We start from the raw sequence: 21,103 nt of genomic DNA, 5'->3' as shown, positions 1-21,103 counted from the left end.
TTTATGCATAAAAAAATATATCAATGGGCAGTGGTCGGGGCCGGTCCATCAGGGATCGCAGCCGTGGGCAAATTATTGGATAATGGTATTTTACCAGAGGATATTTTATGGTTTGATCCTCATTTTAAGGTTGGAGATTTTGGTCTTTATTGGCGTAATGTTTCAAGTAATACTAAGGTTAAATACTTTAAAGATTTTTTATCAGCAGTCCATTCTTTTCATTACCAAGAGGCCCCAATTGATTTTCAATTAAATCATCTACCACTGGATGAAACATGTACTTTGAGTTACATGGCAGAGCCCTTGCAATGGATTACAGAAAATTTTTTACAAAAAGTCCACGCGGTAAAAACAACCATTCATAATATGTTTTTATCTAAGCGCCTATGGTCTTTAAGTTCGGATTCACAAACCTACCACGCTAAAAATGTAATATTGGCTACAGGCGCATTGCCATCAACATTAAATTATCCTGGCGTTAATGTGATTCCTTTTGATACAGCAATTGATAAGGAAAAATTGTCTGCTGTTGTTCAACGTGATGAAACTTATGGAGTATTTGGTTCCTCTCATTCTGCAATCATTATTTTAAAGTATCTTGTAGAATTGGATGTTAAAAAAGTCATTAATTTTTATCGCTCGCCTTGTTGTTACGCTATTGAGATGGATGATTGGATTCTTTTTGATAATACTGGTCTAAAGGGGCAGAGTGCGGCTTGGGCCAGAGAACACATTGATGGAGTTTTGCCTTCTAATCTCGTACGTTACAATGTCAGTGAACCAAATATTGCACGTTTTTTGCCTGAATGCGACCAAGTAATTTATGCAGTAGGTTTTGAGCAACGTAAAAATATTATTATTGGTGATTATGAGCATGTACGTCATAATCCCTATGTTGGTATTATTGGACCTGGACTCTTTGGTTTAGGTATTGCCTATCCAGAAACTAAGGCAGATGTCTATGGTAATGTGGAATCTCAGGTAGGCTTATGGAAGTTTATGGTCTACCTCAATAAAGTGATGCCTATTTGGCTTAAGTATCCAACTTAAATTCTAATTTGAGCTCTTGAGACATTAATTGGATCATTATCCCGAGGGCTTTAAGCTCGCACATCCTTTTAAATGCAGGAAAATACTTTTCAATCTAAGCAACACCTACTAAAATGTGTCTCTTTTTAACTTGAAAAATAATAATGCAAAGGATAGGTATATTATTCTGGTTTTTAGTAGGGATATTTGTTTTGGGTTGGCCGAAAAATGCAGAATGTGCACTTGAGCGTGATTTTCAATCTTGGTTTAATGTAACAGCGACTGGCAAGACTCATAGTAGGGATAAAATACTGAGTCGTGTACGATATTGGTTAGAAACGCAAGAGCGTTTAGGGGATGATAGCAGTCGCTTTTCACAGATATTAGTACGTCCAGGATTAGGTTACGCATTAACAGAGAATTTGAGTATCTGGGTTGGATATGCCTGGATATATACGGGAAAACCTAATGCCTCTAACCCATTTGAAGAAGATCGAATTTGGCAACAACTTTTATGGACTAAAACCAATCAATATTTGACATTTACCAGCCGAACACGCACAGAACAGCGATTTCTAGAAAATAATCCTAAAACGGCTTATCGATTTAGAGAGCTTATTAAAATTTCGATGCCACTTAAACAATATGCTAAATTTAGTTTTGTTACGAGCGATGAACTGTTTCTTCATAAGAATAATTTTGTGGGTACAAACAGTCGGGGTTTTGATCAAAACCGATTTTTCATCGGTTTGGGTTATAAAATAAACCCCATAGCCACTACTGAAATTGGCTATATGAATCAATACATTCGACGTTTTGGCGTTCCTGACTTTTTAGCCAATATTATATCGGTAAACTTTTTTATTAATTTCTAAGCGTGTGAATTTTCAAGATAACTTAAGTGAAAAATTGCGAGCTATCTTGAGTATCATCCTGAAAAGTACCCACTTAACGACCACCGCCAACTCCACCAAGCCCTCCAGAGCTACCAGGTCCCCCAGAGCTACCGCTTCCACCAGCGCCACCAACTCCACCGTAACCTGCGTTATCTATTTTAGAAGCTTGCCCGGGATTTGGCGTATGACATCCTGCCAACAAAGAGGTCAAAAGTAATAACAATAATATTGCTTGTTTCATGAATGTCCTTATTTGATTAAAAGAATTTTTAATATCCTTAATAACAAGTATAACTATTTTTTAAGTATAAAGCTTATTTTTCCTTTTATATTCTTCTGCTTGGGAGTTTGTATGAAGTTATTGCGCGTCTGGTACGTTTTCTGCTGGGTGTGAGCGGTAATGCCAAAATTTTGGTAAGGCCAAACAGCAAAAAGTTACTCCTATAATGCATAATACACCACCTGAGATCAGGGCAGTCGGAATGCTAAAACTGGTGGCAATAAATCCAGCGCGTGTATCACCTAATTTAGGCCCACTCAAATAACCGATCATTTCAATACCGGCCAACCTTCCGCGATATTCTGTTGGAATGGTATTATTCCACAAAGTAGTACGAAATATTCCGCTTATCGCATCAAAAGCACCAGCAAGTGCCAAGAAAAACAGGACATACCAAAGTGAATTTGATAAGCCAAACCCAATGATGGCTGCACCCCACAATGCAGAGGCAATGGCAATGGCTTTGCCATCATAGTTTATTTTTGCAGTCCAACCACTGAAAAATGAAATAATCAGTGCTCCTGCAGCAGGTGCAGAATAGAGCAAACCTAAGGTTTTTGCACCACCAAAAGATTGGGCAATAGCAGGAAGTAATGAATTAGGCCATGCAAAAACCATGGCAATAAAATCTACAGTATAGCTTCCTATTAATTCCTGCCTATTAAATGCAAAAGAAACCCCTTGTTTTAGGGATGATAAAATGGAAGGATGCTTCTGGGTGACGGGCTTGGGAATAGTATGAATTCTGACTAAAGCGATTAATGACATAAAAAATGTAATTAAATCAACTAAGTAAGTAATCACTATGCCGTATTGAGCAATAATAAGTCCGGAAAGGGCTGGTGCAATAATCATACAAAAACTGAATTTAAATGTAGCAAGCGCCCCCATTTTTTTGTAATCTCTCGGGTTAACAATTTGTTGCATAACACTATCAAAAGCAGGACGATGTAAGCCGTTAATTGCAGACATAGAAGCTGAAATGATAAAAATAAGGCTTAGTGAGGGGGATGTCTGATATGAGTTAAGAGCCAGTATCAAACATCCTATAGCAAGAAGTAATTCGCTGATAATTAATAATCTGCGACGATTGTATCGATCAGCAAATACACCACCAATCAGCGCAGTGATTAATAGTGGCAATAATTGAACCAAACTGAGTAAACCGACCAAAAAAGTTGACTGAGTAATTTGATAAATTTGATAGGGTAGTGCGACACTGCTGATCATTGTACCTATAAATGAAATAAATTGACCTAAATAAAGTAATCTGAAGTCTCGATTTTTTTTAAGAAGAGAGAAATCTAAAAACTGGCTCATTTTTGAAACATCCGAATGTGCAGAACAGTAAAATAATAAGACAAGAAGATTTTATTCTTTTTAATTGATTCAGTACAGTACTGATTTGCTCTGGGAAAAGCACTTTAAGTGTTTATCTAAGATTCAGAATTATTATTATACTTTTTATTATTTTCTTTATTTTGGTTTTTACTTTTTTCTTTATTATGAACTATCAAAGGTTCAAGAAAGCTCACTGGAGTGGAATAAGTCATCGGGATTTTTTCCTTATCAAGCGCATTTTTAATTGCTGTAAGTACTTCATCAAGTGAGCGACGTTGTTGGCTGGGTTCGGGATTTGTCCACCAATATATTGCAAAGTCAACGCCATTAGAAGAAAAAGAAACCACATAGACTTGAATGTACTTATCTTTAGAAACTGTTTTACACTGTTCCATAGCATTTTTAATGACTGAACGCGCTTTTTCTATATCAGTATCAAAATCAATACTGCAAACAATTTTTTCACGTCTGAGTGATTCATCAGTAAATACCCGTACTATACTGGCATACATTTTAGAGTTCGGGATGAATACCCGGGAACCGTCCGTTTTACGTAAATGAGTATTTTGAACAGAAATACGATGAACATAACCTTTAGCATCCCCATGTTGTGACTCGACCTCAATAAAATCGCCAATGCTAAAAGGTTCTCTGAGTAAGATCAAAATACCAGTAAAAAAATTTTCAAAAACATTTTTGAATGCAAAGCCGATTGCGACAGAGGTTAGTCCCAAAGTTGCCAAAATATTTGCAGTTGTTACTGAGGGAATTAAGATGGCTGAAATAATTAATATTCCTAAAAACCATACTATGATAATGGTTAGCTTATGAAAAATTGTTACTAAATTGGCACGAATTGCTATTCTCGGCAAAAACGAACTCACAAGACGGCTAATTATTTTCGCGAGAAAATAAGTAATAAAGGCAAAAAAAATGGCAATAATGATATTGGGAATGAGTGCAATGAAATTTTGTGCAAATTTATTTAGAGTTTTTAGAATAATCTCTAAATAGTTCATATCGAATTTCCTTATTCTACTTTTAATTATTTACCGAACAGATTATCTATTTGCCGATAATAAAAGACTGTGAATCGGATCAATTGTAGTGTAGCAAAAAAAATTGAAAGAAAGTAATAAGTACGATCCGGATAAATTGTATGACTGTAAGATTTTTGCTTCAGTGTAAAAATAAAAAACTTGGCTGCAAACATACTCCAGGGTGCTCGAATTAATCCTCGCATTCTGAAAATAATTCATATAGGATAAAGTGTAATATCCTATTGTTACTATTGAGAATTATGGCAGTAATACGACAAGATCCCAAATCTAAAGCATCAAGAAAAGTCTCTCTTGCAAGTATGGTTGGAACTACAATTGAGTGGTATGACTTTTATCTTTTTGGTACCGCCTCAGCTTTATTTTTCAATAAACTTTTTTTCCCTAAAATTAGCCCTGTAGCTGGAATTATGGCTGCGTATGCAACCTATGCCGTTGGTTTCTTTGCCAGGCCCTTAGGGGGAATTATTTTTGGTCACTATGGTGATAAATTAAGTAGAAAAAGTATGCTTGTTATTACACTATGTATGATGGGGATATCTACTTTTTTAATCGGGTTACTTCCGACTTACCAGACAATAGGGATATTTGCGCCGCTTTTATTAGTGATTTTGCGATGTACGCAAGGTATAGCAGTTGGAGGAGAATGGGCTGGTGCGGTAGTGATGTCTGCTGAAGTTAGCCGGGAAAAAGAAAGAGGATTTTATTCAAGCTGGCCAAATGCAGGAGCTCCTTTGGGGTTGGTCATTTCCATCGCAATATTTCTTTTATTTTCCGCACTTCCAAATGAGCAATTTTTATCTTGGGGTTGGCGTGTTCCTTTTTTACTGAGTTTCATTGTAATTATGGTCGGTCTTTATATTCGATTGCAGATTATGGAGAGTAAGATTTTTGTGGACGCAACAAAGAATAAACGACCGCCCATAGTTCCTGCTTTGGAAATGTTGCGTTCTCATTTTAGAAACTTTATTTTGGCGATAGGGGCTCGTTTCATTGAAAGCGCTTCATTTTATGTTTTAACTGTTTTTATATTAAGTTATGGAACACTTGTTCTGAATTTACCAAAATCACTTCTTCTCTATGCTGTGATGATTGGTGCTGTTTTGGAAACGTTTTCAATTCCCTTTTTTGGTATGATCTCTGATCGGATAGGACGTCGCCCCGTTTATATTTCCGGTGCTTTATTGATGGCTTTCTTTGCATTTCCATTTTTTTGGTTGTTACAAACAAAAAATCCAGTGCAAGTTTTTTTTGCTATAGTGTTTGGGATGTGCATTCCTCATGCAATGATGCATGGTGCCCAGGGAGCATTTTATTCCGAATTATTTAAAACACGTATTCGTTATAGCGGAACGGCAATTGCTTATCATTTATCAGCAGCATTGTCTGGGGGATTAGCTCCATTACTTGCTACTGGATTAGTAGAGTGGGCGCATGGGAGTACTTGGCCTGTATCTGTGTATCTTATCATTATGGCCGTAATTACTATTTTCAGCGTTTATCTGGCTGTGGAGAGAGCACAGAAAGATATTTCCTAGTTTTTAATGATAGAGCATACCTGAGTGATTCTTTTTATTGTACTTGGGTATTTTTATGACTTTTGCTTTTTGCTAATTTTTGAACCTTTTTCCTTTGGAGGATAAATATCTGCCAGGGAAACAGATGTACCATGCTCTGACACAATTCGGGCATGATGTCGTCTTAATTCTCGTGGCTCTTCTACACCACAGGAATGACAGATGATACCTACTTCATTGGTGAGGTTTTTGACATAATGATAAACGCGAACGGCCTTGTTTTTAGGATTTAAGCCTCGGGTTAGCCATTTGTTGTGAGTTGTAATTCCAGTCGGACATGTATTCTTATGACATCTCAGCGCTTGTACACAGCCAAGCGCAAACATAAATCCACGCGCTGAATTGACAAAATCCGCTCCAACACAAAGTGCCCAGGCTACCATTCCGGGGGTAATTAATTTGCCGGAGGCAATGATTTTGATTCGATCACGCAAATCATATTCTACTAGTTTATCGACAAGGACAGGGAGACTTTCTGTTAGAGATAGGCCCATATAATCCGCAAGCGTTAGAGGAGCGGCTCCTGTTCCCCCCTCAGCACCATCAAGAGTAATAAAATCCGGTGCATACTCCACACCTCGTTTGAGGATTTCTTCACATAACTCGTCCAGCCATTCATAATCACCAAGAACAACTTTAAATCCCGTAGGTTTTCCAGTTACTTCTCTTACATGATGAATTAGATTAAGTAATTCAAATGAATTTGAAATTTCAGGAAAGCGATTTGGACTAATAGAATCTTCGTGAGGTTTGATGCCCCGAATTTTAGCAATCTCCTTTGTTACCTTAACAGCGGGTAATATTCCACCTCTTCCTGGTTTGGATCCTTGACTGAGTTTAATTTCAAACATTTTAACTTGAGGATGTGCCGCTGCTTCTTTTAATTTTTCATCAGACAAGTTACCGTCTTTATCGTGGTATCCATATTTTGCTGATCCAATCTGAGCAATCAAATCACATCCACCTGCTAAATGATAAGGGGATAAGCCGCCTTCCCCTGTATTGAGCCAACACCCCGCTTTTTTTGCACCATGCGATAAAGCAAGAATCGCATTTTGCGAAATGGATCCATGACTCATTGCCGAAATATTGATTAATGAGTTTGTTGTATAGGGATATTTGCAATGCATTCCAATTGTCACAGAGTGTGCTTTTACTACATATCGTTTAAGCACGGGAAAAGGTGAGTCAACAAAATATATTGTATTCGGTTTTCTGTCCCGAGTAGTTCCAAATCCTATAGTTGTGTCGGTATTTTTACTTGCTTCATAAATCCATGTACGTTCAGTGCGATTAAAAGGTAACTCTTCCCGGTCTCGAGTAAAAAAAAAGTGTCTTAAATAGACCCCCAATGATTCAGAGACATAGCGTACATAACCTATGAGAGGAAAGTTTCTTAATATAGTGTGCTCTTTTTGGAATACATTCCAAATTCCTAAAAGAATAAGAAATACGAAAAAACTAGCAAATAATAATCCTAGTGAACTAGTGAAATGGAAATAAGGCTCTTTCATAAATTAGCGTCCTAGCCAAAAGCAAAACCAGAATACACTACAAAAGCATTTTTCAGCAACTCTACCATTTATCATTAATAATGACTAATCACATTGATTGAGAAATAAAGAGTCAATGTGAGTTGAAAATAATAATAATTGGCATATAATGAACAACAATTTGAATTGATTATAGAGGTGATATGCCAGCAATTACGAACAGCAATGATGAGACCAGTCAGGAAAATTCTAATCTTATGCAAAAGATTGAAGTTGCAAAAAAAACTCCAGTTTCAGCCCCACAACAAATTATTCAGCCTAATCAAATAATTAAACTATTAAAATCCAAGGCTCGCCAAAAACAAGCAGAAAAAGCTTTTTTATATACATTTCCAGATATAGACAAACAAATGGTATTGGATTTTATTAAAACACTGCAAGACTTACCTTCGGTAACTCCTGATCCTGAGGCTGCTGCATTAATTCATCAATGGTATCTTTCAGTTGGCATGCAGAATAAAAAGGAGTTTTCAATGACTGATACAGAGTATCAGCATTATAAATCTGCAAATATAACTCGTATCATCACCTCTCATTGTTCACCTCAACAGAAGGAAAAATTGAAAGGAAAAGCCCTTCTTGATATAGGTGCTGGTGATTGTGCAATGACTTATTTGGTAAGCCAGCATTTAGAGATGGAAGGAAATGCAATTGATATTCAAACTGAGATTGACTGGGGTGGTGAAAATAGCAGTGATAAAAAAAGAAAAAATCATTATATGGCACAACTTCATAACTATTATGAATATGATGGCAGTGATCTATTAGGTGCACTTAAGGGGAAAAAATTTGCGGTGGTGATGTATAATCATTCATTACATCATTTCCCATCGTTTCAGGCACAGCTCGACAGTTTAAAACAGGCAAGTCAAATTTTAGAGCCAGGGGGCATTCTCTTTTTATCAGAGCATGCGAATTGTTTTGATGAGGATATCTTGGATCTATCTCATATTTTATTAAACCTAAGATATAGCATTGATAAAAAGCAAATTCTTAATCCTGAAGATGCTATGGAAGCTATTTCAAAATTTAAATCTGAATATCAATCGCTTTATTTTTCTAAAAATATTCTTGATGTAATCACCAAACAACTTGGGTTTACATTGGTGAAAGAAGAAGTTCGTTCTGCAACGGATGTAGCAAAAGCAACATTTTTCTGTTTTGTTAAAAAATCTTCAAGAGCTGAGTTGACGTATTCTCCATATTTCTTTGATGAAGATAAGGCAAGTAGGCTGCATCACCATGTAGACAACACTGCTCATCAGGATCTTCCTCAAAGAAGATATTCTGCAGAATCTTTTAATTAATTACTGTAATCAACCAGGGTTAGCCTGTATTGAATTGAACTTAGATACAGGCAAAACTCATGAACATCAATTGTTACACATAGGAACATATGAGGTTTCTTTAGTTTCTGATGGTGAGTTTACACCAAGCGTCTTTAAAAATTTTGAGCAAATTTCCTGAGTCTCAGGAAATATCTTTGCATAAAAAGAAAAATCTTCAACTGTTTGGCTCACGGTATTTTTCATGTATGCTTGTACATATTCTTTGTCTTCGAATAGATAAGACTGGCGGTCCAAATTTGTTAAAATAGTTAAAATATGCTGTTGATATGCTTCGATTAATTGAGTCACATTTGCTCGATTTTCAAATAAATTAAGGCCTAAAGAAGTGTTGCGAATCGTTTCATCCAATGTTACTACGTTTTTATTCCAGTATTCATTGTAGCGGTCTTCAAACAAGGAGTTTTGAAATTTCATATTTATCCTTTTATTAATTAAAGTGATAAATATATAGACAAAATATTAAGAAAATATTAAATGAAGCTGCTCTATGTGCATTAAAATTCGTTTCTTAATGTATCTTTGGAAGATGCTGATTCCCATACAGAGTGTACAAAGTCAGAATCTTCTATTTCAGGTAGTGTTACTGTTGGGGGCAATGAGGAGTTCACCTCTGCAAAGTGATTTCTTACAATTTCTCCATCAAGCAAGTCTTTTAAATCCGTGATGTAAGCAACAATACGCTCCGCAGGTAAACCCTCGATGATTGCTCCGTGAATATATTCTTCTGGAATGAAATCAAGTGAAGATAATACAATTAGTCTTTCCGCAACGCCCACGATTAATCCACTTTTCCCGTTTTCAATTTCTTTATCTTTTAAAAAGCCAGTGAATAAATCATCAAGAACAGTGGCTCCACCATATGTTATTAGTGGTTTTTTTTCCGATAAGTATTTAGTTAATGCCTCAATAGTTACTTTGTCAAAATTGCCTCTTATTGGCAAGCCATACTCAGGAAAAGTACCATGAATTCTGTAATAAGGCACATTACGTTCTATGGCTGATGCTAATCCACCAATACTTTGTGGTTTTGTGCTGAAAAAGCGCAGCTTCGCAATACCCATGCCGACACTCCAAATAAAAAATATACTTCAAAAATTCAAAAGTAATTAGAGCGGTCATATTTTTATAAGTTACTATGTATTAATTATAGCCATTATTTGGTCCTACGCCTTGTGGCAGAGTATCTTGGAACCAATTACACTTTCTACTCAGTTTGTATTCACTTAACGTATAGTCTCTAAGTTTTTATTTTTACATTAAATTATTTATGTTGTGCAATTTTCAGCAAAATATCTCATTCTATAGCACTATTAGCCTTAAGTATTTGTCTTAGTAGAGGAGGAGTAAAGAGGATAGATTTTGAATCATAAGGAAACTGCTTCATCCGCATGAAAAGAATTAGGATGAAATCACAAGACTTCATAATTTAGCGCATGAAAATTGGAAAACACTTTAAAGGTTTTATTTTCATACTAACTCACAGTCTACTCGTTGTCTCGCTTAAGTAGTGTATTTAACATTGCGATAAAGTTTTTGGATGCACTAAATTTAAAAAATCTTCACTTTTGATTTTTAGAAGTTGAGTATGATTACCCGCATTAAAAACAAGCCATTCTTTATGTGCAAGACTATCCGCAAGATAGACATCCATACCATAAAGTTCGCCAAACAATGGTATCGCTCCAACTTCACAGTCTGTAAATTTGTCTTGAAACTCAAATTCTTTAGCAATTTCTGCACGCTTTGTGTGAGTTTCTTTTTTTAATAGGTTTAAATCCAGACGAGCATGGGCGGGAATTGCTACTAGTGCAAATTTTCCATCCAATTTGACAACTATAGATTTAGCAAAACAGTTTCCTTTAATATGTGCTGCTTGTGCACATTGTGATGCTGTATATGCTCTAGGGTGGCTGATAGTCTTATATGCAATATCATGACTATGCATGTATTCTCTAATTGATGGGTTTAACATGAGGGGCTCCTGAAAAAGATCTATTTGATTAATTATAGTTCAATTTATCTATATCTATACTAGATAAAGTTGTTGCCCTATTATTAAGGCGCGCACGTTATTACTAGTATTAATCCAGGCAGCGCCGAATGATAGCCATACAGATTACCCTTGCTCAGTATGGCGCACTCTCTGTGGCAGTTCAATAAGAATAGAAATCACCAACGCAGCAAGCGCAATAATCTGAAGAATCGCCCGTGAAGCGTGGGCAAATTCCCATTGGTCTCGCAAACGCGTCCAATCAGGAGGAAGCGTCTCGGGTGATAGTGTGGCACAAGCGCAACGTTCACCGAGCGATCCAGATCCAGAAGATTGCGTGAGTCGCCACAAGACATGATGCAGCGAGCAATGTCCATCAAAATGCTGTCGGGTGGTTGCGGATGGTAACAACCAGCACCAAAGAGGCGACAACCGCTCCGAATGAAGCATTGAATTGGGAGCGATTTGGATATGCTATTTATAAATGCTAAGTTTAACAGAGCTAATCTACAAGTTTTATTTTTCCCTGGGAGCTCTAAATTAGCAACTTTGTGTTTATTTAAATTCCTTTATGGGTTAAAATTTGCCATAAATTTAACTCTATTGAAAACAATGTCGTCTATATCTTTTTTTGAAGAGCAACTCCGATCGTTTTATAAAAAAAGAGAACAAAGGGAAAATGCAGATATAACTATACGTGACTTAGTAATCTATCCGCAAAGTTCATTTTTCTCACAAGGAGAAGCTGGTCTACATACAAATCCCTATTCCTTTTTAGATATGTATTCACGATTAGCGGAATATGTTGAATTTTTATTTGATCTAGCTAATGACTATCACCGACAAGCTTATTGCATCGAGAAAAATGGTAAATTTTACTTACAAGAACAATATAAAAATACAATCACACGGCTTTCTTTATATGAGTTTGCTTTATATGGCAAGGAATATATCACTATAGATAAATTTAATTTATTAATTGAAAAAATTCAGCATTTAGCAACAAACTCATTAGATAATGTACATGTATGCTTAAGTTCTTTTCCAATTCTTGATAGTAATGGAAAAATATTAAATTGCACTCTTTATGTGACATGCGGGGCAAATTCTCAAATACGTGCTATTTTTAAAAGCACTGCCTCTTCTGTTGATGTAACATATCCAGGTTTAATAAATTTTTCACAAACAAACTATCCCGCCTCCGAGGTTTCTTCCTATATAGTAGGAAGTAATCAAGAACTTATTTCTAACAACAGTATATTTGAAATAGAAACTGTTGGTGGCGCTAAATACGTACAAGTGATTGATATTTGCCTTGATCATAAATTTAAACATGCTAAAAATTTATTCATGCAACAACTTGAGCCAAATTTTCCTACTGATACGTCTCATTTTTTAATACCGATACAGGTTGATCAACTTGTAATCTCGAACTCAATACAACTTATTGATGACGCCAAAATATGCCCATCAACTTTGCATGTTGATCCTGCCCCTGTTTTTTATGATAAGGAAAATAAAGATCGACCTGTAGAGCAAAAATTTGTATTTAATCCCAAAGACCTCCCCAAATGGGTAAAAAAGTACTCTTTATTAAACATTATTCCTAATCAATGTGGATTGCAGGTTTTTAATCCTCCTTTTGGTTCTGATTTTGATTTAGTTGCTTATCAAGAAAGAACTTTAACTACCTATCTTCCTGAAATTGCAAAACAAGTGCAGATTATTAATCAAAGAATTTTAGATGAAAAACTAAAAAAATTGATAGGAGTTAGAGAGGGTTATTCATCTGAAGAATTAACTCAGGCTCCAATGCCTCCTGTTGATTTATCGCCTTTAGTACTTGATACGGATCTTTTATTTTTAGAAAACGAAATGTTCTCTTCTTCTCAACTAGTCATTGATGAGCAAGAACTTGAAAAAATGATGGAGTTTTTCGACAATACGACCCCACCCGTGTTGGTCGACGATCTCGCGTTGCCAGAGGAATTGCTTTTACTCCCGCTAGAACAATTTTGTATCCCCCAAGCAGAAGAGCTAGAGCCTGTAGCTACTTTACCTCCACGTTTACAGCAGGAGTTTCAATCAGCAAAGCAGCCTTCATTTTTTAATATGCGGGTGATGAAGAGAAAACATGACGATGATGAGATAGCTGATGAACTAGAATCGCCTAAACGAAGGCAATTTGGTCATGGATGATTGCACCTCTGTTATGATACTACATTTTATTACCAATTTGCTGTCCATATAAATGATGCAGATGTTTTAAAGCAGACTATTGAGTTCTTTGTACTATAATTGATACAAATCAATGAACATAAAGGATGCAAATATGGACAGGGATGCAGAAGTATTAGAAATTTATCATCGAAATATAAGTAAAGAAGAAAAAATTCATTTACTTGAAGAAATGGCTCTTGATTTACGCAATGAAATGGAAGCCCAAGATCAAAATATGCATCCAGAAATTCATAATAAATTAGCTGAAGGCTTGAGGCTCGCAACGAATTTTATAAGAGAATTGCAGTCACTTAATAAATCATGACTTCAGCAAGCTATAAAAATAATGGGGGTAAGACTGATTACAAAGGTGGTGCATATTTATAGCTTAGGCTCAAAGAAGGGGGAGCAAATTGTGCTCCAATTGTCCTTTTCTCTGCGGTTATCATAGTCTTCGTGGGTGATTCAGGAATTTATTTTATTTGAGTATATTTAAAGCTACTGTCTTTTATTTTATCATTTAATTGAATTACTGCTTTTTCTCTATTTTTTGGGAGAACTTGTTTGGTAGCTGCTAGAGAGATATGGGGGGTATAATTTTCTGGAATAATATCCGCATACATTTTGAAATTTGTATGATAGTCCTGATTATATTTTTTAAGTAATAAATTCAATTTCAAATTAATATTTTTTAACTCATTTTTAGTGGGCTCATCTGGAAACAATACAATAGCATTACGAGTACATTTTTTATTGTTCGGTGCCGGCTTAGGACATGATGGCGATACTTGGTAAATACCAGCTTCTCCAAAAAAATAGTTTATAGGTGATTCAGTTTTTAATTCATTTTTTATCATCTTCTCTAAATTTTTATCACTTTTTCCATTTTCAATCCATCCCACCGTAACATGATAGTTAGGCATGTTCGTTTTATTTGTATTATTATCTTTTGCAATAATTGTATCCTTTACAAATTGATCATAAATTTTTGTTTTATCAGCTGAATTGACACGTAGTAGCAAAACAAGATCAGTTGGTTTTGCTGCAAAAGATAGAGAAAAAAACATTAAAGAAAAAAGATAAGTAATTAATATTTTCATCATAATTGACTCCTATAAAATTCATTAAACTATATCAATTAAATATTAATTAATTCTTAATTCACTTTAGTAACTAATGCATTTCCAAGAGGCCGTAGCCTTGATAGAGCCTAGTGTCATAGGATTTTATTCTGAGTTTTGGTTTGGAGAAAAAGATCAGCAAATTAGGTTGCAAGCAACCAGGCTTGCTGGAGAAAATAGATGACACATCATTATTTCGCAAGAGAATCTAATTAAGACGAACCCTTTTTATCGTTTGCATTAACTTCATTTAAGGAATATCTGCACTCCCCATGCTAGTTGAATGAAAGTAGCGTTGCCGTTTGCAAGCAAACGGTCTATGCGTATTATACTTGTTGAAGCTGAGTATTGGACTCTTGTGTTGTTTCTTTTGCCGGAATTTTAAAACCATCGAGATCGGGAAGATCCTTCATGTCACTTTCTTTGGGCATTATGGACTTATCGGTAATCTCTTGCGGGCCTTCTTTTCCTGGCCTATAGAGTTTTCCATCACCATTAGAAAAGGCAATGACTTTATTCGTTTTTTCATCAATCATAATAAAACTTTTTCCTGAATCAGCTTGCTTTTTAAAAAAGTCAGCCATGTCTTCATCGGATTTAAAAGATAGGTTTAATCGACCCTCATCATTTTTCTGAGGGGGGTTATTCTTAAACCATTCTTCCCCACAATGTTTTTTATAGGCCTCAAGCAAAGCTTCAGTTTGTTCACTTTGAACACTAGTACTCTTTTTCTTACGCGCAGATTCTTCTTTTTCAAGCATTTGCAGCGCCTGTAGCTGAGAGGTCTCGGATACTGTTTTCTTGGGAGGTGTTAATGGTATATCGTCTTCTAAAGAGGGAGGTGGTAGATTGTTCTTTACCCAATCGTTAATCATTTGTTTTTGACCCGGTGTTTGCACGCCAGCAGCCACACCACCACCAATTGCCAACTTTCCTGGAGGGGTTTTTTGATTAGTCCAGCCGAGTAACACGCCTCCACTCTCCATAAATTTAGAAGCATGGTCAAGACTTTGCTTTACTGCAGTATCTTTAGCGGGTGCTGGTTTTCCTTTGCTGTCGTATTCCATCGTGGTAATAGGAACTGTCCGGTATACACTCTGTAAATGTTTATATTTTGGCTCAGTGAGTAGCTGCTCGATTTCGGATATTACAGTTGCCTGATTAGCTCCACTTGTACCGGTTTTCCAACCCCCTTTGTTGTAGATATCTATAATTTTATCTGTTTGATCTTTATTGGCAGAATAAGTGATCCCAACCGTTTTAGCTCCATTAGCATGTAATCTCGCTACTTCATCCAAAATTTTAATTGCCTGAGCCCTAGATGAAACTGAAGTACCATCCTTCTCAAAATCTACGCGGAAGGGAACAATACTGTTTGGCATGTGAAAAATCCTTAAATTGTGATAACTATTTAATCATAGTTAATCCGATGTTTGTTTTCAATAAAATGAAAGTAGAGTTCAAATAATTTATTAATGAGCAATTCGAGGGTACTAAATTCTGAAATCGACAGATACGAAGAAGAACAAATAATCATCCTTGGAGAAAGACTTTTAAATGTGCTAGTAAGCGTAATCTTGCTTATAAATGGGAAATGCTTGCTTAAGATAATCTACTCAGAGTAGGATAAATTAATTAAAAAGAGTCCTGCTGAAGTTAGAAGGATGAATGAAGCACTGCAGTAAACAAAATTGAAAGGGACACGATACATGGATAAGATAACACCGCATTTATGGTTTGATAAGGAGGCTAGGGAAGCGGTCGAGTTCTATATTTCTTTGTTTCCTGACTCGAAAATTACGAATATCACAACACTTCATAACACACCATCGGGAGATTGTGACCTTGTTTCTTTTGAGCTTTCAGGCCAGTCTTTTATGGCGATCAGCGCAGGACCTCTTTTCAAATTCAATCCCTCGGTTTCATTTCTCGTAAATTTTAATCGCGCAGAGGGAAAGGATGCCAGAGAAAAACTCGATATATTATGGAACAAGTTGCTTAGCAAAGGCACGGTGCTTATGCCGCTTCAAGAATATCATTTCAGCAAACGCTATGGTTGGGTTCAGGATAAATACGGTCTTTCATGGCAACTTATTCTTTCAGATAGTGGGAGCGAAGAACGCCCTCATATCATTCCATCGCTTCTGTTCGTCGGGAATGTGTGCGGTAAAGCAGAAGAGGCTATCAATTTCTATATGTCGGTATTTAAAAACTCAAGATGGGGCGATGTTACTCATTATGGTTCGGATCAAGCCTCGGAAAAAGAAGGGACAATTGCATTTGCCGATTTTATACTTTCAGGCAAGTGGTTCGCTGCAATGGAGAGCGCTCAAAATCATAATTTTGCTTTTAACGAAGCGATATCATTCATCGTGAATTGCGAAACTCAGGAAGAAATTGATTATTACTGGGGGAAGCTCTCTGCTATACCGGAAGCAGAGCAGTGTGGCTGGCTTAAGGACAAATATGGCCTCTCATGGCAGGTAGTTCCTACAGCTATGGATGAAATGATGAAAAATGGCACTCGTAAACAGATTGACCATGTAATACAAGCATTTTTACCAATGAAGAAATTCGATATCGCAACGCTTAAGCGAGCTTATGAGGGAAAATAAACAATATGAGAAAATTAGTTATCCTATCATTTATAACTCTTGACGGTGTGATGCAAGCTCCCGGCGGCCCGGAAGAGGAGCCTACTGGTGGATTTAAATACGGCGGTTGGACCTTTCCTTATGATGTGCTTTATTTGTGACAAAATTATTGACTAATTCAAAAAGAAATCTATTACTTTATAGAAGATCATTTATTTCAGATTTTAGCAATCTGGTTATGAGAAATTAGATATGTGACAAAGAAATCGCATTTCTCTTTTTCTAACAGCAAAAGGAGAATAGATGGATACTATTGCTGTTATTATAAATAAAATGGCCAAAAATTCCTCTAAAGCCATACTCTATTTAGAGGGGTTAAAAGGTGCGAATATTTCTTATATTCTCTATGAGACCACACCAAAAAATTTGCCAAAAACAATAAAGAAATGTATTAATAAATATAAAGTTATTTTGATTGGTGGAGGAGATGGGACAATACGAACAGCAGCTCATTATTGCGTCCATACGTCAATAATTTTAGGGGTAATTCCCTTAGGCACTCTTAACCATTTTGCTAAGGAACTTGGTTTACCTAGTGGTGTTCAAGAGATAGTTGCTAGTTTGAAAAAACTTCATACAATTAAAATCGACTTAGCTGAGGTCAATGATAATATTTTTATTAATAACTCTTCCATTGGTTTTTATCCAAAATTTGCCGACAAACGAGAGCAGTATAATAAGAACTATAACAAATGGTTAAGCTACATACCTGGTTTTATCGAGAGTTTAAAAAAACATCCAGTCTTTACTTTAACTGTAAAAAGCAAAAATCTAGATTTATCATTACACACTTCTTTTTTGATGGTCAGTAATAACATATATTGTTATAAGTTTCCAGCAACAATTAAAAGAGAGAGTTTCCACAAAGCCTTGCTCGGTCTTTATTATTTTAAACAGGGAAAAATACAAATATTTAAAATAATCCAAAGTATATTTTGCAGTAAAAATCTCTTTGAACGAATTCAATCAAAACATCCTATTGAAATCCATTTTAAAAATGAGAAAGAAATTACAATCTCTCTGGATGGCGATACCATCAAGACAAAAACTCCATTGTATTATCGAACATTATCTCGCTCTTTAACTCTTTTAAAGAGTTCATCATGAAAATAATACACATTTCCGATCTTCATTTTGGAATGCATAATCCTGAGATTATTGAGTCTTTGCTGGAAGATCTAACTTTATTGAATCCCGATGTTATTATTATATCCGGAGACTTAACGCAGAGAGCTCGCTCTGAGCAATATAAACAATTATTAGGATTCCTGCAGCGCTTAACTATGCCTCTGCTTATTGTTCCAGGCAATCATGATATTCCTTTTGATAATCCCATTTACCGTTTTTTACATCCATTTAAACGCTACAAAGAATATATTTCTGCTCAGTTGGAGGTAAGTTTTAATAATAAAGAAGTAAATATTCTGGGGGTTAATAGTGCTACTCCGTATCAGATTAAAGATGGTAGGTTAAGTCAAAAAACCTTAGGGCGTATAAAAAATCATTTTTCATGTACCTCAAAACAATTAAACATTCTATTTTTTCATCATAATCTTAAATATTTTTCAGGGATGCATCATCCCTTAAATAATGCGGAAGAATTTATAGATTATTTAAAAGAAAGTCCTATTCATATCGTTTGCACAGGCCATCTTCATTATGCCAATTTAACACTAATTACCAAAAATCAAGGTGAGCAATGTGCACTACTGCACGCCGGTTCAACATCTTGTTTGCGAACTAAAGATGAAAAAAATAGTTATTATTCAATCAATACTGACCAATTAAAGTGTTCTATTGATTGGCGGGTCTTTGTTAATAATGCTTTTACATCTCATAAGATTTATGAGCTCGATTTTACTCCTAAGATTAAGTAAAGAGATGTATTTATTCAAAGATCGATCTGAATTGCTTCACTAGGTTCACAATGACAGCTGCCTCTTAATGAAGTATAACTACATGAGATAAGTTATTTTTGTCGTTAAATTTCGGAGCTCATAGATATTATGGAAAATTCTTTTGGTTTTATCTTCCTATTATGTTGATGATCATTTACTTATTTATACGAGCCTTTATCGGGAAACCAATGAAAAGAAGCTACATAAATATGATCTCGGCAATCTATTTAATTTTTTATTTACTCACTACAGCTTGGTTGGGGCTATTCTGGGTAGCGCGCATCGGCTTGCTCGCTTTTGATTTATATTATTTGTTTGGTTATTGTTTGCTATCTTTAGTTTCTATTCATCTTTGGTTTCAACTTCCTCTGGTTTCTAACTGGCTAAAAAAATAGTCCCTCTGTTCTGCTTGATAAAACACATACTCAATGGAAGCCATGGGTAAAAAAATCTTTTTAATTATCATAATGCTAATTGCTTATTCTGTGATAACGATGATCGTGTATGAATTTATTAGCCCAGCAACAATCCCTCTTATTGAGAATAACCTGGAAATATCGAGTGGTTATCGAATCTGGTTTACCACAGAAGGAAAGTATATCCACCACCAGGGAGATCTCTCTCGTAGCGCTGTTTTTGGTCTCAGGTTTTTTAACCGAAAGATTAGCCCTGATGATTTTTCAGGCGTAATCCGCCAGTCCTTTGTCCTTCTTGGAAATCCACATAATGTTGAAGATGGCAGTCGCATTGAACTATTCGTTATAGTCTCTAAGGTAAAGATTTAAGCAAAGGCGTTTATTGGTATATTCCTGAAAGAGCCACTTTAGAGAAAATTAGAGAGGGTGATTTCTCAAAAGAAATATATCAAGCCGGGCTTTCTCAGGTGCTTCTTGAATGAGCCGCCTTTGTTATTTTCTGGAGCGTTGATCTCAGTCGGATAGGATTGCTACACGGAGAAAGAGATTACCGGTACGCCAATTTAGAATCTAGCATAGGCGGAGAAACAACCTATCTTGCCGCCCAAGCACGTGGATTGGGAGCTTGCTCGGTAGGTGCATTTTATGATGATGAATTGCGAGATATTCTTAATACTCGAGAAACATGAAACATGAGCTCTTATTCACTGCAGTGGGTAATAGATAGGTTCTTAGGGACGGGACTGAGGTGTGAATGTGTGAAAAAATTTGAAAAAAAGTTTGTGACCCCATAGAGATTATGTAATTTTTCTAATAATCCATCTACCAATAACTTGAAAATTAGAATAATCTACTGCTAATTATGTGCATATGACAGAAGCACCTTGACACTAAAAGGAAATTAAATGTCTAATTATCATCTCAATTATCGACCTGATATCGATGGTTTGCGAGCAATCGCTGTTTTGTCAGTAGTTGGGTTCCATGTTTTTCCAACTTTGATAAAAGGAGGCTTCATCGGTGTTGATATTTTTTTTGTGATCTCGGGTTTTTTAATTTCCAGCATAATTTTTAATAATTTAACGAATAATAATTTCAATATTTTTGAATTCTATAGCCGCCGCATTAAAAGAATTTTTCCAGCTCTTCTAATTACATTGTTGGCTTGTTTCATAGTCGGGTGGTTCATTTTATTTCCCCATGAATACGCACAACTAGGTAAACACGTTTTAAGCGGTGCGGGATTTTTCTCGAACTTTACTTTTTGGTTTGAAGCGGGTTATTTTGATAATCTGGCAGAAACAAAGCCTTTACTCCATCTTTGGTCTTTAGGGGTTGAAGAGCAGTATTATATTATTTGGCCATTATTATTATGGCTTATCTGGAAAAAGCCGCCTATTATTCCAGGTGTTTTGTCGATTATTTTCATGGCTTCCTTAATCATCAATATTAGAGTGGTGCATCATGACTTAGTTGCTGCGTTCTACTCACCGCAAACTCGTTTCTGGGAGTTAGTAGCAGGGTCTTTTTTAGCGTATTTTATCTTTAAAAAACAATCCGCGAGCGCTGTTTCGGCTACTACTTCACTCCATGGACAAGACGCAGAACATAGCTTGGTCAGAGAAAAACAAGCTGTACCGAATAAGGATCGCTTAAAGTTAGGAAAAACTCTATTGCAAAATGCGATTGATATAAACGAGAAACACTCTATTTTGCAAAAT

Annotated in this window: 24 protein-coding genes; 14 read left to right on the top strand and 10 right to left on the bottom strand. The window is 35.8% G+C overall.

Going from position 1 to position 21,103, the window contains the following annotated elements; genetic code table 11:
• Positions 1–3: 3 nt before the first annotated feature.
• Positions 4–1,050, top strand: a complete 1,047-nt coding sequence (locus tag A8O27_RS05665) for an FAD-dependent oxidoreductase (protein ID WP_058459330.1) — start codon at positions 4–6, stop codon at positions 1,048–1,050.
• A 143-nt stretch (positions 1,051–1,193) separates the two neighbouring features.
• Positions 1,194–1,904 carry a DUF2490 domain-containing protein gene (locus tag A8O27_RS05660; protein ID WP_058459331.1) on the top strand — a complete coding sequence of 237 codons (711 nt, stop codon included), beginning with the start codon at positions 1,194–1,196 and terminating at the stop codon, positions 1,902–1,904.
• 73 nt (positions 1,905–1,977) lie between these two features.
• Here A8O27_RS05660 and A8O27_RS19130 read toward each other — a convergent pair whose 3' ends face one another.
• The 3 genes from A8O27_RS19130 to A8O27_RS05645 form a co-directional block, all read right to left on the bottom strand.
• Positions 1,978–2,166, bottom strand: a complete 189-nt coding sequence (locus A8O27_RS19130) for a hypothetical protein (RefSeq protein WP_058459332.1) — start codon at positions 2,164–2,166, stop codon at positions 1,978–1,980.
• A 117-nt stretch (positions 2,167–2,283) separates the two neighbouring features.
• Positions 2,284–3,525 carry an MFS transporter gene (locus A8O27_RS05650; protein WP_058459333.1) on the bottom strand — a complete coding sequence of 414 codons (1,242 nt, stop codon included), beginning with the start codon at positions 3,523–3,525 and terminating at the stop codon, positions 2,284–2,286.
• Between the two features lie 116 nt (positions 3,526–3,641).
• Positions 3,642–4,565: a mechanosensitive ion channel family protein gene (locus A8O27_RS05645; protein WP_058459334.1), complete on the bottom strand. Its 924-nt coding sequence runs from the start codon at positions 4,563–4,565 to the stop codon at positions 3,642–3,644.
• A 281-nt stretch (positions 4,566–4,846) separates the two neighbouring features.
• On the opposite strand from A8O27_RS05645, the gene A8O27_RS05640 reads away from it, so the two are divergent.
• Positions 4,847–6,142, top strand: a complete 1,296-nt coding sequence (locus tag A8O27_RS05640) for an MFS transporter (RefSeq protein WP_058459335.1) — start codon at positions 4,847–4,849, stop codon at positions 6,140–6,142.
• A gap of 53 nt (positions 6,143–6,195) precedes the next feature.
• Here A8O27_RS05640 and A8O27_RS05635 read toward each other — a convergent pair whose 3' ends face one another.
• Positions 6,196–7,695 (bottom strand): FMN-binding glutamate synthase family protein, encoded by a 1,500-nt coding sequence (locus A8O27_RS05635; protein WP_058459336.1) that lies wholly within the window; start codon positions 7,693–7,695, stop codon positions 6,196–6,198.
• A 182-nt stretch (positions 7,696–7,877) separates the two neighbouring features.
• On the opposite strand from A8O27_RS05635, the gene A8O27_RS05630 reads away from it, so the two are divergent.
• Positions 7,878–9,041, top strand: coding sequence for a class I SAM-dependent methyltransferase (locus A8O27_RS05630; RefSeq protein WP_058459337.1), 1,164 nt, complete (start codon positions 7,878–7,880; stop codon positions 9,039–9,041).
• A gap of 66 nt (positions 9,042–9,107) precedes the next feature.
• On the opposite strand, the gene A8O27_RS05625 is transcribed toward A8O27_RS05630, so the two are convergent.
• The 4 genes from A8O27_RS05625 to A8O27_RS05610 all read right to left on the bottom strand — a co-directional run bounded on the left by A8O27_RS05625 (position 9,108) and on the right by A8O27_RS05610 (position 11,484).
• Positions 9,108–9,497: a hypothetical protein gene (locus tag A8O27_RS05625; protein ID WP_058459338.1), complete on the bottom strand. Its 390-nt coding sequence runs from the start codon at positions 9,495–9,497 to the stop codon at positions 9,108–9,110.
• An 80-nt stretch (positions 9,498–9,577) separates the two neighbouring features.
• On the bottom strand, positions 9,578–10,144 hold the full coding sequence (locus tag A8O27_RS05620) for a hypothetical protein (RefSeq protein ID WP_058459339.1): 567 nt from the start codon (positions 10,142–10,144) through the stop codon (positions 9,578–9,580).
• Positions 10,145–10,596: 452 nt separating this feature from the next.
• Positions 10,597–11,055 (bottom strand): aminoacyl-tRNA deacylase, encoded by a 459-nt coding sequence (locus A8O27_RS05615; RefSeq protein WP_058459340.1) that lies wholly within the window; start codon positions 11,053–11,055, stop codon positions 10,597–10,599.
• A gap of 144 nt (positions 11,056–11,199) precedes the next feature.
• Entirely contained in the window at positions 11,200–11,484 is a 285-nt protein-coding gene (locus A8O27_RS05610; protein ID WP_058459341.1) for a hypothetical protein, read from the bottom strand.
• A gap of 201 nt (positions 11,485–11,685) precedes the next feature.
• On the opposite strand from A8O27_RS05610, the gene A8O27_RS05605 reads away from it, so the two are divergent.
• Positions 11,686–13,272: a hypothetical protein gene (locus A8O27_RS05605; protein ID WP_131744452.1), complete on the top strand. Its 1,587-nt coding sequence runs from the start codon at positions 11,686–11,688 to the stop codon at positions 13,270–13,272.
• A gap of 133 nt (positions 13,273–13,405) precedes the next feature.
• Positions 13,406–13,618, top strand: coding sequence for a hypothetical protein (locus A8O27_RS05600; protein WP_058459343.1), 213 nt, complete (start codon positions 13,406–13,408; stop codon positions 13,616–13,618).
• A gap of 148 nt (positions 13,619–13,766) precedes the next feature.
• Here the strand turns inward: A8O27_RS05600 and A8O27_RS05595 are convergent, their stop codons facing one another.
• Positions 13,767–14,396 carry a hypothetical protein gene (locus A8O27_RS05595; protein ID WP_058459344.1) on the bottom strand — a complete coding sequence of 210 codons (630 nt, stop codon included), beginning with the start codon at positions 14,394–14,396 and terminating at the stop codon, positions 13,767–13,769.
• Between the two features lie 344 nt (positions 14,397–14,740).
• Positions 14,741–15,796, bottom strand: coding sequence for a hypothetical protein (locus tag A8O27_RS05590; protein ID WP_058459345.1), 1,056 nt, complete (start codon positions 15,794–15,796; stop codon positions 14,741–14,743).
• A gap of 327 nt (positions 15,797–16,123) precedes the next feature.
• On the opposite strand from A8O27_RS05590, the gene A8O27_RS05585 reads away from it, so the two are divergent.
• From A8O27_RS05585 to A8O27_RS05560, 8 genes are all read left to right on the top strand, one after another.
• Positions 16,124–17,029: a VOC family protein gene (locus A8O27_RS05585; RefSeq protein WP_058459346.1), complete on the top strand. Its 906-nt coding sequence runs from the start codon at positions 16,124–16,126 to the stop codon at positions 17,027–17,029.
• Positions 17,030–17,034: 5 nt separating this feature from the next.
• Entirely contained in the window at positions 17,035–17,169 is a 135-nt protein-coding gene (locus A8O27_RS19310; RefSeq protein ID WP_259293083.1) for a hypothetical protein, read from the top strand.
• 142 nt (positions 17,170–17,311) lie between these two features.
• Positions 17,312–18,175, top strand: a complete 864-nt coding sequence (locus tag A8O27_RS05580) for a diacylglycerol/lipid kinase family protein (protein WP_058459347.1) — start codon at positions 17,312–17,314, stop codon at positions 18,173–18,175.
• On the top strand, positions 18,172–18,945 hold the full coding sequence (locus tag A8O27_RS05575) for a metallophosphoesterase family protein (protein ID WP_058459348.1): 774 nt from the start codon (positions 18,172–18,174) through the stop codon (positions 18,943–18,945). The genes A8O27_RS05580 and A8O27_RS05575 overlap by 4 nt, the downstream gene beginning before the upstream one ends.
• 209 nt (positions 18,946–19,154) lie before the next feature.
• Positions 19,155–19,361: a hypothetical protein gene (locus A8O27_RS05570; RefSeq protein WP_131744453.1), complete on the top strand. Its 207-nt coding sequence runs from the start codon at positions 19,155–19,157 to the stop codon at positions 19,359–19,361.
• Positions 19,362–19,403: 42 nt separating this feature from the next.
• Positions 19,404–19,751 carry a hypothetical protein gene (locus A8O27_RS05565; protein ID WP_058459350.1) on the top strand — a complete coding sequence of 116 codons (348 nt, stop codon included), beginning with the start codon at positions 19,404–19,406 and terminating at the stop codon, positions 19,749–19,751.
• Between the two features lie 125 nt (positions 19,752–19,876).
• On the top strand, positions 19,877–20,071 hold the full coding sequence (locus A8O27_RS19495; protein ID WP_082642439.1) for a nitroreductase family protein: 195 nt from the start codon (positions 19,877–19,879) through the stop codon (positions 20,069–20,071).
• Positions 20,072–20,287: 216 nt separating this feature from the next.
• Positions 20,288–21,103, top strand: an 816-nt coding sequence (locus tag A8O27_RS05560; RefSeq protein ID WP_154669235.1) for an acyltransferase family protein, incomplete at its 3' end; no start/stop codon positions are given.

It is taken from the genome of Legionella bozemanae, assembly GCF_001648595.1.
In the GTDB taxonomy this organism is placed as follows: domain Bacteria; phylum Pseudomonadota; class Gammaproteobacteria; order Legionellales; family Legionellaceae; genus Legionella; species Legionella bozemanae.
This window is presented reverse-complemented; position numbering and strand designations above follow the sequence as displayed.

What these genes read in the sequence shown, in the direction of transcription:
- A8O27_RS05565 (WP_058459350.1), top strand. Translation starts at nt 19,404, where the DNA reads ATGGGTAAAAAAATCTTTTTAATTATCATAATGCTAATTGCTTATTCT.
- A8O27_RS05640 (WP_058459335.1), top strand. Translation starts at nt 4,847, where the DNA reads ATGGCAGTAATACGACAAGATCCCAAATCTAAAGCATCAAGAAAAGTC.
- A8O27_RS19130 (WP_058459332.1), bottom strand. Translation starts at nt 2,166, where the DNA reads ATGAAACAAGCAATATTATTGTTATTACTTTTGACCTCTTTGTTGGCA.
- A8O27_RS19310 (WP_259293083.1), top strand. Translation starts at nt 17,035, where the DNA reads ATGAGAAAATTAGTTATCCTATCATTTATAACTCTTGACGGTGTGATG.
- A8O27_RS05650 (WP_058459333.1), bottom strand. Translation starts at nt 3,525, where the DNA reads ATGAGCCAGTTTTTAGATTTCTCTCTTCTTAAAAAAAATCGAGACTTC.
- A8O27_RS05625 (WP_058459338.1), bottom strand. Translation starts at nt 9,497, where the DNA reads ATGAAATTTCAAAACTCCTTGTTTGAAGACCGCTACAATGAATACTGG.
- A8O27_RS05615 (WP_058459340.1), bottom strand. Translation starts at nt 11,055, where the DNA reads ATGTTAAACCCATCAATTAGAGAATACATGCATAGTCATGATATTGCA.
- A8O27_RS05585 (WP_058459346.1), top strand. Translation starts at nt 16,124, where the DNA reads ATGGATAAGATAACACCGCATTTATGGTTTGATAAGGAGGCTAGGGAA.
- A8O27_RS05660 (WP_058459331.1), top strand. Translation starts at nt 1,194, where the DNA reads ATGCAAAGGATAGGTATATTATTCTGGTTTTTAGTAGGGATATTTGTT.
- A8O27_RS05570 (WP_131744453.1), top strand. Translation starts at nt 19,155, where the DNA reads ATGAAAAGAAGCTACATAAATATGATCTCGGCAATCTATTTAATTTTT.
- A8O27_RS05635 (WP_058459336.1), bottom strand. Translation starts at nt 7,695, where the DNA reads ATGAAAGAGCCTTATTTCCATTTCACTAGTTCACTAGGATTATTATTT.
- A8O27_RS05580 (WP_058459347.1), top strand. Translation starts at nt 17,312, where the DNA reads ATGGATACTATTGCTGTTATTATAAATAAAATGGCCAAAAATTCCTCT.
- A8O27_RS05590 (WP_058459345.1), bottom strand. Translation starts at nt 15,796, where the DNA reads ATGCCAAACAGTATTGTTCCCTTCCGCGTAGATTTTGAGAAGGATGGT.
- A8O27_RS05575 (WP_058459348.1), top strand. Translation starts at nt 18,172, where the DNA reads ATGAAAATAATACACATTTCCGATCTTCATTTTGGAATGCATAATCCT.
- A8O27_RS05645 (WP_058459334.1), bottom strand. Translation starts at nt 4,565, where the DNA reads ATGAACTATTTAGAGATTATTCTAAAAACTCTAAATAAATTTGCACAA.
- A8O27_RS05630 (WP_058459337.1), top strand. Translation starts at nt 7,878, where the DNA reads ATGCCAGCAATTACGAACAGCAATGATGAGACCAGTCAGGAAAATTCT.
- A8O27_RS05595 (WP_058459344.1), bottom strand. Translation starts at nt 14,396, where the DNA reads ATGATGAAAATATTAATTACTTATCTTTTTTCTTTAATGTTTTTTTCT.
- A8O27_RS05665 (WP_058459330.1), top strand. Translation starts at nt 4, where the DNA reads ATGCATAAAAAAATATATCAATGGGCAGTGGTCGGGGCCGGTCCATCA.
- A8O27_RS05605 (WP_131744452.1), top strand. Translation starts at nt 11,686, where the DNA reads ATGTCGTCTATATCTTTTTTTGAAGAGCAACTCCGATCGTTTTATAAA.
- A8O27_RS05600 (WP_058459343.1), top strand. Translation starts at nt 13,406, where the DNA reads ATGGACAGGGATGCAGAAGTATTAGAAATTTATCATCGAAATATAAGT.
- A8O27_RS05620 (WP_058459339.1), bottom strand. Translation starts at nt 10,144, where the DNA reads ATGGGTATTGCGAAGCTGCGCTTTTTCAGCACAAAACCACAAAGTATT.